Genomic DNA, 14,725 nt, shown 5'->3' with positions numbered 1-14,725 from the left:
ATCACGCCGAGTCGGTATAGGCAACCATTGAGGCGTCTCGGTCATCTAACAGCCGATAGGGTGCACGGCGGGTGGCTTTCCATGCCCATTTTCAGCAGCGCAGGCCCCGCATCCGCCGCCGGCCAGAGGGACTTCTAGCAGACATGGGACAGCAGCAATGCCAGTCAAAGTAAGTGTCGTCATTCCTGTATACAACCCGGGCAAGTACATCGACCCCTGCATCGACTCGCTGCTGCGACAGACTCTCCCCGCAGGGGAGTTCGAAGTTCTCTTCGTCAACGATGGCTCGACGGACGACACTCGTGAGCGGCTCGAGAAGCTGGCCGGGGAACATCCGCATTTCCGTGTCATCACCATCCCGAATTCCGGCTGGCCCGGAAAGCCCCGCAACATCGGTGTGGACGAGGCGAAGGGCGAGTACGTCCAGTTCGTCGACCAGGACGACTACCTCGCCTCCGGCGCCCTGCAGCGGCTGTACGACATGGGCCACCGCAACGGTTCGGACATCGTCATCGGCAAGGTGGCGAGCAACTTCCGCGGCGTCCCGCACGGCGTGTTCAAGAAGAACCGCGAGAAGTGCACCCTGCACGACGCACCTCTGTACGACAGCCTCACGCCGCACAAGATGTTCCGTACGGAGTTCCTCCGCGAGAACGGCATCGCCTACCCCGAGGGCAAGCGCCGGCTCGAGGACCAGCTCTACATGATGCAGGCGTACTTCCCCGCCAAGGTCGTCTCGATCCTCGGCAACTACACCTGCTACTACTACTCCCGGCGGGACGACGGCCAGAACGCCGGATCGGCGAAGATCGTGCCGTCCGGCTACTACGGCAACCTCCGTGAGGTCCTCGACGTCGTCGTGGACAACACCGAGCCCGGCGAGTTCCGGGACATGCTGCTGCGCCGCTTCTACCGCGTCGAGATGCTCGGCCGGCTCAGCGAGCCCGCCGTCCTCAAGTACGACCCCGAGTACCTGGACGAGATGTGCGACGCCGTCCAGGGTCTGGCCACGGACTTCATGGACGACGGGGTGCACGACGGGCTCGGCCCGGTGCTCCGGCTGCGCTCCACACTGCTGCGCAACAACGACCGCCAGGGCCTGGTCCGGATCTCCCGGTTCGCCGCGTCGGTCAAGGCCGCGGCCCGCCTGGAGGACTTCGCCTGGCGGCCGGACGGCCGCATCGACCTCACCATCAGCGGCCGTCTCGTCCACGGCGAGGACCAGACCCCGCTGACGCTGCTGCGCCGCGACGGGCGCTACTTCCTGCACCCCGACATCACCGAGGGCCTGCTGCCGGACGGCGAGCTCCTGGACGTCACCGACGACATGGCCGGATTCTCCGCCGAGCTGTCGCTGCGCAACCGTGAGACCGCCGTCGAGTGGTCCTGCCCGGCGAGCTTCACCGCCCGGGTCGAGGAGCTCGGCGACGATGTCTGCGAGGTCGTCCTGCACGGCAGCGGCCAGATCGGCTCGGAGGCGGTCAAGGGCCGCGGCCGGGTGTCGCGCGGCTTCTGGGACGTCTGGGTGCCGCTGCGCGGCCTCGGCCTGGTCCGCAAGGCCCGGCTCGGCGCCGACCGCGCCCCGGAGGTCGACGCCGCCTGCCTGCCCGCCCTGCTGGGTTCGCCGGCCCGCGCCGTCATCCCGTACTTCACCGACCCGCACGGCAACATCACCCTCGATGTGGCCCGCCGCGCCAAGAAGCTGGCCGAGTACCTCGAAGGGCGTCCGCTCCAGCGGTCCCCCGGCGGCTCCGAGCTCCGGCTGGACCTCTTCACCACCGACGGGACCGGCCCGTCCCCGACCACCCTGGTCCTGAGCCCTGCGGGCGGGGCGGGCGGCTCCTCGCACCAGCTGCGCACCACCCTGCGGCCCACCGACGGCCGGGCCCACCTCACCGTGCCCGACCGCGCGCCGGGCGTCCCGGCCGGTACGTGGAAGCTCGCGGTCCGGCTGGACGGCGACAAGAACCCCGCGTTCCACCTCTGCGACGTCACCGTCGCCAAGAATGGCCGGATCACCCTCCCCGCGAGCCTGCCGGCGATCGACGCCGGGATCATGCTCGGCATCACCAGCAGGCGCCGGAAGGCGAAGCTGCGCCGCGCGCTGCGCACCGTCGGCGGCCCCATCGTGCGCAGGCTCCCGGCCAAGAGCCGCAAGCGGGCGCGTCGTCTGGCCGCCCGGTTCACCGGCTGACCCGCGCCCGTACCGCCATACGTTTTCCATCAGAACACCGGCCGAACGCATCGGCCACGAGCAACAGAACAAGGACGTGATCGCATGCGGCAGCTCTCCATCGAAGGGGCCTGGGTGCATGAGCCCAAGGTCTTCCCGGACAGCCGCGGCAGCTTCCACGAGTGGTTCAAGGCGTCGGAGCTGAGCGAGGCCGTCGGCCACACGCTGCGGCTGGCGCAGGCCAACTTCTCCATCTCCAGCCGGGGGACGCTGCGCGGGGTGCACTTCGCGGACGTTCCGCCGAGCCAGGCGAAGTACGTCAAGTGCGTGCGCGGTGCGGTGGTCGACGTCATCGTGGACATCCGGGTCGGCTCCCCCACGTACAAGCAGTGGGAGGCCGTCCGGCTCGACGACGTCGACCACCACGCCGTCTACCTCGCCGAGGGTCTCGGCCACGCCTTCATGGCACTGACGGACGACGCCTCGGTCAGCTACCTGTGCTCCGAGGGCTACGCGCCCGGCCGCGAGCACGGCATCAACCCGCTCGATCCGGAGCTGGGCATCGAGTGGCCCGAGGGCATCACCCCGCTGCTGTCCGACAAGGACGCCGCGGCCCCCTCGCTGGCCGAGGCCGAGGAGCAGGGCCTGCTGCCCTCGTACGAGGCGTGCCAGGCGTACTACGCGCAGCTGCGCGCCCGCGGCTGAGCCGTCCGCGCCGATACGCCGAAGCCCCCGTGGTCCGTACGGATCACGGGGGCTTCGCGTCGTCCGGCCGGGGTCAGCCCGTCACTGCCTCGATGCGCGAGCGCAGCGGCGCGAAGGCCGAGCGCGAGCGGTGCAGATTGCGGGCGCGGGTCAGGGCCGGCCAGAAGTCGGCGCGCAGCAGCGTCTCGGGCCGGACCGCGTTCTTGCGGACGAGCACCTCTTCGGGCACGTCCTGCGGGTCGGGTACGACGAACTCCTCGATGATCTTGTCGTACTCGTTCTTCAGGACGTTGTTCTCCGGGTCGGCGCCGAACACGGCGACCACGCCGGTCGGTTCGGTGTCCACCTCGACGACCACCAGGTCGGGGCGGTAGCGGCGCAGTACCTGCACCACCTTGTACACGTCACCGGTCCAGAACTTGGTGTGCCGGTCGCGGGCAGCCTCGTCGACATCGCGCGGCAGCATGTCGTCGAGAACGATCACGCTCGACCAGCGGGAGTGCTTCTCCACGTTCATGAAGTCGCGCAGGGCGTACTCGAAGAGGTGCATGCCGTCGATGAAGGACAGCTCCAGCTTCGGATCCCCGCCGAGGACGTTGAGCGGATCGCGGCGGGCCAGGGCGCGGAACGGGTTCCGGCCGTTGCGCAGGTGCAGCAGCGGGTCCTTGCGGGCGAAGAAGGCGTCGCTGGTCGCTCTGACCAGGTGGACGTCACAGCTGATGTCCGTCACGACCCGGAAGGCGGGGTCGACGGCGACGGAAGGAACCCGTGAGAGGGCCAGGCTTCTGCCGTCGTTGACCCCGATCTCCAGATAGTTCCGAGGCCGGTAGACGCGGTGCAGATGGCGCAGGAAGTCGTGGCGGTTCACGTGGAGCTGCCCTTCGGAGGAAACCAACTGGTCCGGTTCCCGGCGAAGTTACCTCATGACCGCACTGTGATGTAAGCGTTCTCCCTGATGTAAACCTTCCCCGTGAATATCTTCGAAATTCGACGAGATTTGACCACCTATACGATCAATTGATGATCATGGCCGCTCTGCCGCGACAAGCGCCGGAAATGCTTCCGCGAGTGCCGGCCGCCAGTCCCGGACCGGCTCGATCCCGGCCGCGGCCCAGCGGTCGTGGCCCAGCACGCTGAACGCGGGCCGGGGGGCCGGCCGCACGAAGGCCTCGCTGGTCGTGGGACGGACCCGCTCCGGGTCGGTGCCGAGCAGCCGGAAGATCTCCCGGGTGAAGCCGAACCAGGTCGTCTCGCCGCCGCTGGTGCCGTGGTAGACGCCGGCCGGGGCGGTGCCCGCGAGGGCGGCCTGCCCGAGCCGGACCAGCCGGTCGGCCAGATCGACGGTCCAGGTGGGCTGACCCCGCTGGTCGTCCACCACGTCGAGGGTGTCCTTGACGCCCTCCAGCTTGATCATCGTACGGACGAAGTTGCCGCCGCCCGCGCCGTACAGCCAGGCCGTGCGGACCACGTAACCGGTCTCCGGCAGGGTGCTCAGCACGGCCTGCTCGCCGGCCAGCTTGGTGCGGCCGTAGGCGCTGCGCGGACCGGTCGGGTCGTCCTCGGCGTACGGCTTGTCGCCGTCGCCGGCGAAGACGTAGTCGGTGGAGACCTGGAGGAGCACGGCGCCGTGCTCGCGGCAGGCCTCGGCGAGGACGGCGGGGCCGGTGCCGTTGACCCGCAGCGCGGCGTCCTCCTGGGACTCCGCGTCGTCGACCGCGGTCCAGGCGGCGCAGTTCACCACGACGGCCGGGCGGTGCTCCTCGAAGGCGGCCCGCACGGATGCGGGATCGGCGACGTCCAGTGCCGCCCGGTCAGCGGCGACCGCGGTGGCGTCCGTACCGGCGAGCCGGGCCAGGACGTCCTGGCCCAGCATCCCGGCGGCTCCGGTGACCAGCCAGACGGCGCTCACAGGGCGGCCCGGTCCTTCAGCGGCTCCCACCAGGCGCGGTTGTCGCGGTACCACTGCACGGTCTCGGCGAGGCCGGTGCGGAAGTCCTTGCGGGGCTCGTAGCCGAGCTCCTCGCGGATCTTGGTGCAGTCGACGGAGTAGCGGCGGTCGTGGCCCTTGCGGTCCTCGACGTAGGTGACGCTGGTGTCCCAGTCGGCGCCGCAGGCGTCCAGCAGCAGGCCGGTGAGCTCCTTGTTGGACAGCTCGGTGCCGCCGCCGATGTTGTAGACCTCGCCGGCCCGGCCCTTGGTGCGGACCAGTTCGATGCCCTGGACGTGGTCGTCGATGTGCAGCCAGTCGCGGACGTTGGCGCCGTCACCGTAGAGCGGGACCGTCCTGCCGTCCAGCAGGTTGGTGACGAAGAGCGGGATGACCTTCTCGGGGAAGTGGTGGTGCCCGTAGTTGTTGGAGCAGCGGGTCACCCGCACGTCGAGGCCGTGGGTGCGGTGGTACGAGAGCGCGATCAGGTCGCTGGACGCCTTGGCCGCGGAGTACGGCGAGTTGGGCGCGAGCGGGTGGGTCTCGGGCCAGGAGCCCTCGTCGATCGAGCCGTAGACCTCGTCGGTGGAGATGTGCACGAAGGTCTTGATGCCCGCGAGGTACGCGGCGTGGATCAGCGTGTGGGTGCCCACCACGTTGGTACGGACGAACTCGGCGCCGCCGTCGATGGACCGGTCCACGTGGGACTCGGCGGCGAAGTGCACCACCTGGTCGTGCTCGGCCATCAGCTTGGCGACCAGCTCCGGGTCACAGATGTCACCCTGCACGAACCGGAAACCGGGGTGCTCGCGCACCTCGTCGAGGTTGGCCGGGTTGCCCGCGTAGGTGAGCTTGTCGAGGACGGTGACAGCGATGTCGCCGGGGCCCTCGGGGCCGAGCACCGTACGGACGTAGTGCGAGCCGATGAAGCCGGCGCCGCCGGTCACCAGGATGTTGGTGGTCATGAAGAGATCTGCACCTTGCTGTGGTCGCCGAGCACGAGTCGGTGGGCGGACGGGGAACGGGGGGCGGGGGTCACTTCGACGTCACGGCCGATGAGCGACGCCTCGACGCGGCGGACACCGGCGATGGAGGCGCCCCGCAGGACGATGGAGTACTCGATCTCGCTGTCCTCGATGCGGACGTCCTCCGAGACCGAGGTGAACGGGCCCACGTACGCGCCGCTGATCACCGAACGGGCGCCGATGATCACGGGCCCGACGATGCGGCTGCCGCTGACCTTGGCACCCGGCTCGATCCGGACCCGGCCGATGATCTCGCTGTCCGCGTCGACGTCGGCGCCCTCCTGGAACGGCTCGACGGCCTCCAGGACGGTCCGGTTGACCTCCAGCATGTCGGTGACGTTGCCGGTGTCCTTCCAGTAGCCGCGGATCGTGGTGGAGCGCACGTCGCGCTTCTGGTCGATCAGCCACTGGATGGCGTGCGTGATCTCCAGCTCGCCGCGCCAGGACGGCTCGATCGAGCGGACCGCCTCGTGGATGGCCGGGGTGAAGAGATAGACGCCGACGAGCGCCAGATCGCTCTTGGGTTCCTTCGGCTTCTCCTCCAGCGCCGCCACCCGGCCGTCGGCGTCGAGCTCCGCGACACCGAAGGAGGTCGGGTTGGGCACCTGCGTCAGCAGGATCTGCGCGTCGGGCTTGTCCGCGCGGAACTCGTCCACCAGACCGGTGATCCCGCCGACGATGAAGTTGTCGCCGAGGTACATGACGAAGTCGTCGTCGCCCAGGAAGTCGCGGGCGATCAGCACCGCGTGGGCGAGGCCGAGCGGCTCGTCCTGCGGGATGTAGGTGACCTCGATGCCGAGCGCGGAGCCGTCGCCGACCGCCTCGCGGATCTCGGGGGCGGTGTCGCCCACGATGATGCCGACCTCGGTGATGCCGGCTTCCGCGATGGCTTCCAGACCGTAGAAGAGCACGGGCTTGTTCGCCACGGGCACCAGCTGCTTGGCCGAGGTGTGTGTGATGGGACGCAGGCGGGTGCCGGCCCCTCCGGATAGTACGAGAGCCTTCACGTGACCAGTCCCCATGGTGTTCTGTCGGTCCTGCCGCGGGCGCGACGTCCGAACGATTTTACTGAGCTTCCGTGTGTGTTATTCCGCGAATCCGTCCGATGGGCGCACTCGGGATCCACCCGGCGGACGAGCGGCCGTCACGCCGCGTTCAGCCGTTCCTTCCACCGCCGCATGTCGCGGCGCATCCTGCGGGCCACCCGCCGGGACAGCGAGGCCCGGCGGGCGGCGACCTTCGGCTGGTCGATGCGCTTGCCGTCGTGCCAGTCCGGCACGGTGACCTCGTAGTTGGAATCGGCCAGACCGGCCGACTTGTCGCGGAAGTGCGGGTACGCGAGGTACAGCGTGTCACCTTTGCGTGAACTGACCACATCCGGGACCGTCTTCGCCCGGAGGTACCGCACCACCTCGATGAGCAGGTCCGTCCTGCCCCGCGCCACACAGGCGAGACGCAGTCGCTCGGACACCTTGATCAGCCGGGCCACGCCGTCGTCCCAGTACTTTTCCATCAGCGGAGCCGCGAGTTCCATTTTGTGCCGGCGGACTTCCTCGGAATCCTTCAGCACAATCGGGCCGAACTGCTGGAGCATCCCCACCGTGAAGGGCCGGACCATGAGGAAATCCCTTTTCGGCCCGGCGGGCTCGATCCGGTGAATGAGCGCCATCATGGCGCGCATCGAGTCGAAGCGCCACACATAGGTTCCGCTCTTGGTGACGTGCTTCCCGTCGTCGCGGCCCACCAGGTAATAGCAGACGTAATTGGAGATCACCGAGACACCGGCGCCGCGCAGATATGCCTCCATCGTGAAGAGGGCGTCCTCGCCGGTCTTGAGATTCTCATCGAACCTGAGGGAGAGCCGCTCCAGGAGTTCACGCCGGAAGAGCTTCTGGGCGCTCAGGGTGTAAATGACCTTGGAGTTGTAGACGTCGACCCGTTCCTTGGTGGCCCGCCACATCGACTGCGGCGCCCCCCGGTTCACGCCGACCACCTTGCCGAGCACCACATCGGTACCGGCCCGGTCGGCCATGGCCACCATCCGCTCCAGGGCCTCGTCACCGAAGTAGTCGTCCGCGTCCAGGAAGAACACATAGCGCCCACGGGCCATACCGAGGCCCACATTTCGCGGACCGCTGGGACCGCCGGAGTTCTTCTGCCTGACCACCCTGGTCGGCACCTGCGATCTCGCCGCGAATTCTTCCAGGTACTCACCCGTGCCATCGGTGGAACCGTCGTCGACCGCGACGATTTCGATCCGCTCGGCACCGATGGTCTGCGCCTCCACCGATTCGAGACAGCGAATGAGGTAGGGCATCGCCTCATATGCGCCGACAACCACAGTCACGTCAGGAATTTGCGTCTCGTTCACACAAACAGAAGACAGTCAGCCCGGGCCGTTGGTTGTCTTACGCCACACCGCCAAAAGGTGACACTCATCACAAAGGCCCGGCACAACCCTCTCGGGTGTATGCCGGGCCCTCGTCAATCAGGTAAGGCGAATGGTCGACTTCTCAGCCGCCCACGGGCTCACCCAGACTCTTCGCCACCCCGGTGTTCCGGGCGTCGGACTTGGCGGCGAGCGCCGTCACGGCCGAGTCGAACTGCACGATCGAGGTGGGCTCGTCCGGACCGAGCAGGTACTGCTTCAGCTCGCGCCGGTCGTCCGCCAGGGTGTCCGCTGCCGGGTCCTTCACCGCGGCGAGCAGGGCATCCAGCTCGGCCGCCGAGTTGGACAGGATCACCGCGGCGCGCACCGCGGTGTTCTGCCTGCGGAACTCTTCCTCGCCCAGCTCGGCCGAGTCCGTGACCGCGTACGGCTTCCCGCTCGCGATGAAGTCGGAGACCACGCTGGAGATGTCCGAGACCATGGCGTCCGACTCGTTGAAGCAGTCGTAGAGCCGCATCTGGGCGCCGGTGATGACCCGGTGCTCCCACCAGCCCTGCGCACGCCAGGACGCCGCGTTCCACTCGTCCTTGAGCTTCGCCGTCTCGGCCTCGCGCGCCGGGTCGGCCAGCGAGTCGCGGGACAGCTCCGCCTCGTCCCGGGCGGTGCGGCCGCCGCCGGCCAGCTCGGCCAGCCGCGCCTCGATACGGACCAGCTCGGCCCGCGCCTCGGCCTGCTCGCCCCGCAGCGCGGCCGACTGCTCCGCCCAGCGGGGGTCGGTGGCGCGCTGGGCCGCGGCCTGCTCGATCATCGCGGTGATGCGCAGGTGCACGGCCTTGGCCTTGGCACTGCGGGTACCGGTGAAGGGGTGCGGCTTGTACAGCAGCCGGACCGGCTGCTCGGCCTCCAGCAGCCGCCTGACGATGTTCTCACCGGCCAGCAGCAGCGAGGTGTTGCCCGGGTTGTCGTCCCAGCCCTCCCAGGTCGGGGCATACAGCACGGTCGGGATCGGGTTCCCCGGCGTACCGGACCAGGACCGGATGGCGGCCAGCTGCGGGCGACCCACCTCCACGATGTCCTCGTCGCGCACCCCGACATCGGCCAGCGCGTAGCGGTCGCGGCCGGCCCGGCCCGCGGTCCACACCTCGTCGTAGACCTTGCTGTACGGGTTGACGCTGGCGATCTTGTCGCTGTCGCCGTGACCGATGAAGACGTGCTTCATCGTCGGCACCCGGAGCAGGTGGATGTTCTTGCCGACATTGGCCGCGTAGAGCGCGACCCGCACCGTCGAGAGGTCCAGGTTCATCAGGTGCACGCCACCGGGCACGCAGAGCACCGGCACCGAGGTCGTGGCGAGCTGCGGCAGGATGTTGCGCTCACGCAGCAGGATCATCGGCCGGCCGCCGAGCTGGGCCATCGTCTCCAGCCACATGTTGACCTGGTAGGCGGAGTCCTTGGAGCCGGAGAAGTACAGCATCACGGTCGGCCGGTACTCGGCGAGCCAGTCGCCCACCGCGTTGAGGACCTTGGTCTCCGGCGGTACGAGCCGGCTCGGCCGGACGTACGGCAGCAGGGCCACCAGGTAGCAGACCGCGAGAACGAGTGTCAGGCCGAGGCCGACGTACGCGATGACGTCCTTGCCGGTCTCGACGGCGACCAGCACGCCCACGATCGCGAAGACGTCCAGGTGGAGCATCTTCTCCGCGGGCCGGTTCATCAGGCGCTGCGGCGGGGCATCCGCTATCCGCACCGCCGACAGGTCGATGTTTCGGGTGACCACCGGAAGCTTGCGGCGGAGCCGGATCAGGGTGACCATCGCGCTCTGCGGCGCCTGGAGTCCGTAGAACGCCAGGAGGCAGGCGACCGTCACGTAGAAGAGCGTCTCCTCGCCGTATCCCATGCGGGAGAGCAGCAGGATGAGCAGCAGCTGACGGACCAGGAAGCGGATCGAGAGCCCGGCCCGGACGGCGGCGAGCCGGTTGATCAGATAGCTGCCGCAGTGGTGCAGATACCGGTCCGCGAGATAGGTGACCGCGGTGGCCGCGGCGAAGAACCAGAGATTGGGGATTATTGCCGCGAGCATTATGCACGGGAACCCCAGAGCCACCAGGAGCGCGGCGGCCAGCTCCGAACCGCTGCCCACCCGAGCCAAACGCATGGCTTTCGAAATCACGAAGTACCGCTCCCGAGGGTGCCGACTTTTTTACCTTACGAGGGGAATGTGAAGACAGAGCTTCACGAATACGGACCCCTGCAGTTCGCGCTCGGCGACTGCAGGGGTCCGAATAGTCGATTGTCAAGCAGTATTACACATCGGCCTGTCGGTCCAGGACAGCGGCAAGCGCCTGCTCGAATCCGGATGCCTCGGAGGCGCCCCGGGTCGGGTCCTGCTGGCGTACGTCGATGACATGGCCGGTCATCTCCGAGAGCAGGACGTCGAGCGAGGTCCGGGCGACCGCCTCGGAGGACAGCAGCGTGCCCGCGGGCTCGTCGCCGAACGCCTTGGTGCGCATCGGGGTGGCGGTGCGCTCGGGGTTCACACAGTTCACCCGCACGCCGTCGGCCGCCCACTCGTCCGAGAGCGCCTGGGTGAGGTTCACCATGGCGGCCTTGGTCGACGAGTAGAGGCTGTACTCCGCGCGGCCCCGGGTGTAGCTGCTGGAGGTGTAGAGCAGCAGCTGGCCCTTGGTCTCGGCGAGGTACTTGTACGAGGCGCGGGCGATCTGCACGGGTGCCAGGTAGTTGACGTTCAGCGCTTCCTGGATGGTCGCGTTGTCCGTCTCGGCCAGCTTGCCGATGCGGAGCACACCGGCGGTGTTGATCACGTAGTCGACGCGGCCGGTGTCGGCGTACGCCTTGGTGAGCGCCTCGTCGATGTGCTCGGGGTTCTCCACGTGCGTACCGGTGGTGGAGCGGCCCAGGGCGTAGACGGTGGCGCCGTAGGACTCGGCGAGCGTCGCGATGTCCGCGCCGATGCCGTACGAGCCGCCGAAGACGACGAGGGTCTTGCCGGTGAGCAGCTCGCGGTAGGCGGCGTCGTCGGTCGGCTGCGGAACGGCCGTGGAGGCCAGCTGGAAGAGCTTGTCCGCGATGAAGACGTCGACCGGCTGGGTGACCTTCATGTTGTACTCGTCGCCCGCCACGACGTAGATCGGGACGTCGGGGAGGTACTTGAGCACGACCGAGCAGTCGTCGGTGGCCTGGAAGTTCGGGTCACCGGCGGCGACCTCGTAGGCCCGGCGGATCGTGGAGAGCTTGAAGGCCTGCGGCGTCTGGCCACGGCGCAGCCGGGAGCGGTCGGGCACGTCGGTGATGAACTCGCCGTCGCCGCCGTGGGTGCGGGTCACGATGATCGTGTCCGCGGACGGGATGGCGACATCGACCGCCTGGTAGCGGTCCAGCGCGTCGACGCAGTCCTTGATGACGCGCTGCGAGAGCAGCGGGCGCACGGCATCGTGGAAGAGGACGTTGCGGTCCTCGCCCTCGGCCAGGCCCTCACCGAGCGCCGCGATGGCACGCTCGGTGGTCTCGTTGCGCGTGGAACCGCCCTCGATCACCTTGGTGACCTTGGTGAGCCCGGCCTTGGCGACGATCTTCTCGACGTCGGGCACGTAGCCCGGAGCCATCAGCACGATGACGTCGTCGATGGAGTCGGCCTGCTGGAAGATCGACAGCGTGTGCTCGATGACAGCCTTGCCTGCGATCTTCAGCAGCTGCTTGGGAATGGACAGACCCACGCGCTGGCCGGTACCGCCGGCGAGCACGACTGCTGTGGTTCGGGCTTTGGCTATGTGCTGAGCAGACACAGACGACCTACCTTGCGAGGGCTGGGAGATACCGCGATGGTTGCACTCTCCGTTACCGTCTCGCAAGGTGGACGTCGGCCGCCGCACGCCGTATCGAAACCTTTTGGTGCCTTGCGATCAGGGCGAATACCGGAATTGGGGCTTCCCTGCCAGGTGATCGACGCCACACGAGTGAGCGGCATGATTCACCCCTGAGCGGGTTCGGTTCCCTCGTACGTATGACGCGGAGAGCGTGCGCGGCCGCCGGAGGGGCCTGCGGAACAGGACCTTCCGGCGGCCGGTGACCGTTCCGGAGCGGGTTGGGCCCGTCCTGGAACAGGTCCTAGAACGGGTTGAACTCGTCGAACTCGCGCTGGGCCTCGTCGCGCTCCGACTCGCGCTCGCGCCGGCGCTGCGCCGCCGGGCGCGGTGCTTCGAGGCGGTGGTCCTCGCCACGACGGCCGAGCATCTCGGCGCCCGCCGCCAGGGTCGGCTCCCAGTCGAAGACGACCGCGTTGTCCTCGGCGCCGATGGCGACGCCGTCACCCGCGCGGGCACCGGCCTTCACCAGTTCGTCCTCGACACCGAGGCGGTTGAGCCGGTCGGCCAGGTAGCCGACGGCCTCGTCGTTGTTGAAGTCGGTCTGGCGCACCCAGCGCTCCGGCTTCTCGCCGCGCACCCGGTAGATGCCGTCCTCCTCCAGCGTGACGGTGAAGCCCGCGTCGTCGACGGCCTTCGGGCGGATGACGATCCGGGTCGCCACCTCCACCGGCTTGGCCGCACGCGCCTCGGCGATGATGCCCGCGAGCGCGAAGGAGAGCTCCTTCAGGCCGGTACGCGCGACCGCGGACACCTCGAAGACGCGGTAGCCGCGCTCTTCCAGGTCCGGGCGGATCATGTCGGCGAGGTCCTGGCCGTCCGGGATGTCGATCTTGTTGAGGACGACGATGCGGGGCCGGTCCTCCAGACCGCCGTACTGCTTCAGCTCTTCCTCGATGATGTCGAGGTCGGAGACCGGGTCGCGGTCGGACTCCAGCGTCGCGGTGTCCAGTACGTGCACCAGCACCGAGCAGCGTTCCACGTGCCGCAGGAACTCCAGGCCGAGGCCGCGGCCCTGGCTGGCGCCCGGGATGAGGCCCGGGACATCGGCGACGGTGTAGACGGTGCTGCCCGCGGTGACCACGCCGAGGTTCGGGACGAGGGTCGTGAAGGGGTAGTCCGCGATCTTCGGCTTGGCCGCCGACAGCACGGAGATCAGCGAGGACTTGCCGGCGCTCGGGTAGCCGACCAGCGCGACGTCGGCGACGGTCTTGAGCTCCAGGACGATGTCCCGGGCCTCACCGGGCTCGCCGAGCAGCGCGAAGCCGGGGGCCTTGCGCCGGGCGGAGGCCAGCGCGGCGTTGCCGAGGCCGCCGCGTCCGCCCTGTCCGGCGACGAACGTGGTGCCCTGGCCGACCAGGTCGGCGAGCACATTGCCGTCCCGGTCGAGCACGACCGTGCCGTCGGGCACCGGCAGGACCAGGTCCTGGCCGTCCTTGCCGGAACGGTTGTCGCCCGCGCCGGGCTGGCCGTTGGTGGCCTTGCGGTGGGGGTGGTGGTGATAGTCGAGGAGCGTGGTGACGGCCTGGTCGACGACCAGGGTCACATCGCCGCCGCGTCCGCCGTTGCCGCCGTCCGGACCGCCGAGCGGCTTGAACTTCTCACGGTGTACGGAGGCACAGCCGTGGCCCCCGTTACCCGCGGCGACGTGCAGCTCGACGCGGTCCACGAAGGTGGTCATGGTTGAAACCTCCAGTTACATACATGCAGAAATGTCTCACTCGTGCTGTCCCCACGGAGGAGAAAGCCGTCTCTCTTGGGAGAAACACGCGAAAGGCGGACCCGCTTCCCGTTCGGGAAGTGAGGTCCGCCTCCGCAGAAACCGCTCGACGAGCGCCGAAAATCAGCCGGCGATCGGAACGATGTTCACGACCTTGCGGCCACGGTGCGTGCCGAACTCGACCGCACCGGCGGCGAGCGCGAACAGCGTGTCGTCGCCGCCACGGCCGACGCCCGTGCCCGGGTGGAAGTGGGTGCCGCGCTGGCGGACCAGGATCTCACCGGCGTTGACGGCCTGACCGCCGAAGCGCTTCACGCCGAGCCGCTGAGCATTGGAATCGCGCCCGTTCCGGGTGGACGATGCGCCCTTCTTGTGTGCCATGTCTCCTCAGTCCCTTACTTCGCAGCCGCGGGGATACCGGTGACCTTGATCGCCGTGTACTGCTGGCGGTGACCCTGGCGACGGCGGTAGCCGGTCTTGTTCTTGTAGCGAAGGATGTCGATCTTCGCGCCCTTGTGGTGGTCCACGACCTCGGCCTGGACCTTGATCCCGGCCAGCACCCACGGGTCGCTGGTCACGGCGTCGCCGTCGACCACGAGCAGGGTCGAGAGCTCGACCGTGTCGCCAACCTGGGCAGTGGAAATCTTGTCAACCTCAACGATGTCACCGACAGCAACCTTGTGCTGGCGGCCACCGCTGCGCACGATGGCGTACACGCGGATCTCTCTCTCGCTCGGAACCGGGGCCCCTGATGCCAGCCGCTCACACGGGCCGGGGCCCGAGGTGATCCGAATGGACGAGCGGCCTCTCACCTGTGAAGGGAGGGGGTTGCTCAGGGACAGGCGCATGGAAACACGCCGAAGGGCAAGGTTACGGGCCGCCGTCCGGAGGGTCAAACCGGGCCC

12 protein-coding genes are annotated in these 14,725 nt (G+C 68.5%); 2 read left to right on the top strand and 10 right to left on the bottom strand.

Going from position 1 to position 14,725, the window contains the following annotated elements; genetic code table 11:
• Positions 1 to 157: 157 nt before the first annotated feature.
• Both ACFVH0_RS03670 and rfbC read left to right on the top strand, forming a co-directional pair.
• Positions 158 to 2,194 (top strand): glycosyltransferase family 2 protein, encoded by a 2,037-nt coding sequence (locus tag ACFVH0_RS03670; RefSeq protein WP_385817826.1) that lies wholly within the window; start codon positions 158 to 160, stop codon positions 2,192 to 2,194.
• An 84-nt stretch (positions 2,195 to 2,278) separates the two neighbouring features.
• Positions 2,279 to 2,878: a dTDP-4-dehydrorhamnose 3,5-epimerase gene (rfbC, locus tag ACFVH0_RS03665; protein ID WP_385817825.1), complete on the top strand. Its 600-nt coding sequence runs from the start codon at positions 2,279 to 2,281 to the stop codon at positions 2,876 to 2,878.
• 73 nt (positions 2,879 to 2,951) lie between these two features.
• Here the strand turns inward: rfbC and ACFVH0_RS03660 are convergent, their stop codons facing one another.
• The 10 genes from ACFVH0_RS03660 to rplU form a co-directional block, all read right to left on the bottom strand.
• Positions 2,952 to 3,746, bottom strand: a complete 795-nt coding sequence (locus ACFVH0_RS03660) for a class I SAM-dependent methyltransferase (RefSeq protein WP_385817824.1) — start codon at positions 3,744 to 3,746, stop codon at positions 2,952 to 2,954.
• 156 nt (positions 3,747 to 3,902) lie between these two features.
• The gene (rfbD, locus tag ACFVH0_RS03655) at positions 3,903 to 4,787 is read right to left on the bottom strand and encodes a dTDP-4-dehydrorhamnose reductase (RefSeq protein WP_385817822.1); all 885 of its coding nucleotides are present in this window, start codon (positions 4,785 to 4,787) and stop codon (positions 3,903 to 3,905) included.
• Positions 4,784 to 5,770 carry a dTDP-glucose 4,6-dehydratase gene (rfbB, locus tag ACFVH0_RS03650; RefSeq protein WP_385817821.1) on the bottom strand — a complete coding sequence of 329 codons (987 nt, stop codon included), beginning with the start codon at positions 5,768 to 5,770 and terminating at the stop codon, positions 4,784 to 4,786. The genes rfbD and rfbB overlap by 4 nt, the downstream gene beginning before the upstream one ends.
• Positions 5,767 to 6,837, bottom strand: a complete 1,071-nt coding sequence (locus ACFVH0_RS03645) for a glucose-1-phosphate thymidylyltransferase (protein ID WP_385817820.1) — start codon at positions 6,835 to 6,837, stop codon at positions 5,767 to 5,769. The genes rfbB and ACFVH0_RS03645 overlap by 4 nt, the downstream gene beginning before the upstream one ends.
• 137 nt (positions 6,838 to 6,974) lie before the next feature.
• The gene (locus tag ACFVH0_RS03640) at positions 6,975 to 8,147 is read right to left on the bottom strand and encodes a glycosyltransferase family 2 protein (protein ID WP_385818054.1); all 1,173 of its coding nucleotides are present in this window, start codon (positions 8,145 to 8,147) and stop codon (positions 6,975 to 6,977) included.
• 196 nt (positions 8,148 to 8,343) lie between these two features.
• The gene (locus tag ACFVH0_RS03635; protein WP_385817819.1) at positions 8,344 to 10,374 is read right to left on the bottom strand and encodes a hypothetical protein; all 2,031 of its coding nucleotides are present in this window, start codon (positions 10,372 to 10,374) and stop codon (positions 8,344 to 8,346) included.
• A 148-nt stretch (positions 10,375 to 10,522) separates the two neighbouring features.
• Positions 10,523 to 12,022, bottom strand: coding sequence for a D-ribitol-5-phosphate cytidylyltransferase (locus tag ACFVH0_RS03630; RefSeq protein WP_385817818.1), 1,500 nt, complete (start codon positions 12,020 to 12,022; stop codon positions 10,523 to 10,525).
• 322 nt (positions 12,023 to 12,344) lie between these two features.
• Positions 12,345 to 13,781 (bottom strand): GTPase ObgE, encoded by a 1,437-nt coding sequence (obgE, locus tag ACFVH0_RS03625; protein WP_385817817.1) that lies wholly within the window; start codon positions 13,779 to 13,781, stop codon positions 12,345 to 12,347.
• Between the two features lie 162 nt (positions 13,782 to 13,943).
• The gene (rpmA, locus tag ACFVH0_RS03620) at positions 13,944 to 14,201 is read right to left on the bottom strand and encodes a 50S ribosomal protein L27 (protein ID WP_018103204.1); all 258 of its coding nucleotides are present in this window, start codon (positions 14,199 to 14,201) and stop codon (positions 13,944 to 13,946) included.
• A gap of 14 nt (positions 14,202 to 14,215) precedes the next feature.
• Positions 14,216 to 14,536, bottom strand: coding sequence for a 50S ribosomal protein L21 (gene rplU, locus ACFVH0_RS03615; RefSeq protein ID WP_030921216.1), 321 nt, complete (start codon positions 14,534 to 14,536; stop codon positions 14,216 to 14,218).
• Positions 14,537 to 14,725: the final 189 nt, after the last annotated feature.

Origin of the sequence: Streptomyces sp. NPDC127117, from assembly GCF_042677325.1 — a bacterium.
GTDB lineage: Bacteria > Actinomycetota > Actinomycetes > Streptomycetales > Streptomycetaceae > Streptomyces.
The sequence above is the reverse complement of the archived record's forward strand: the minus strand, read 5'-3'. Positions and strand labels throughout refer to the sequence as shown.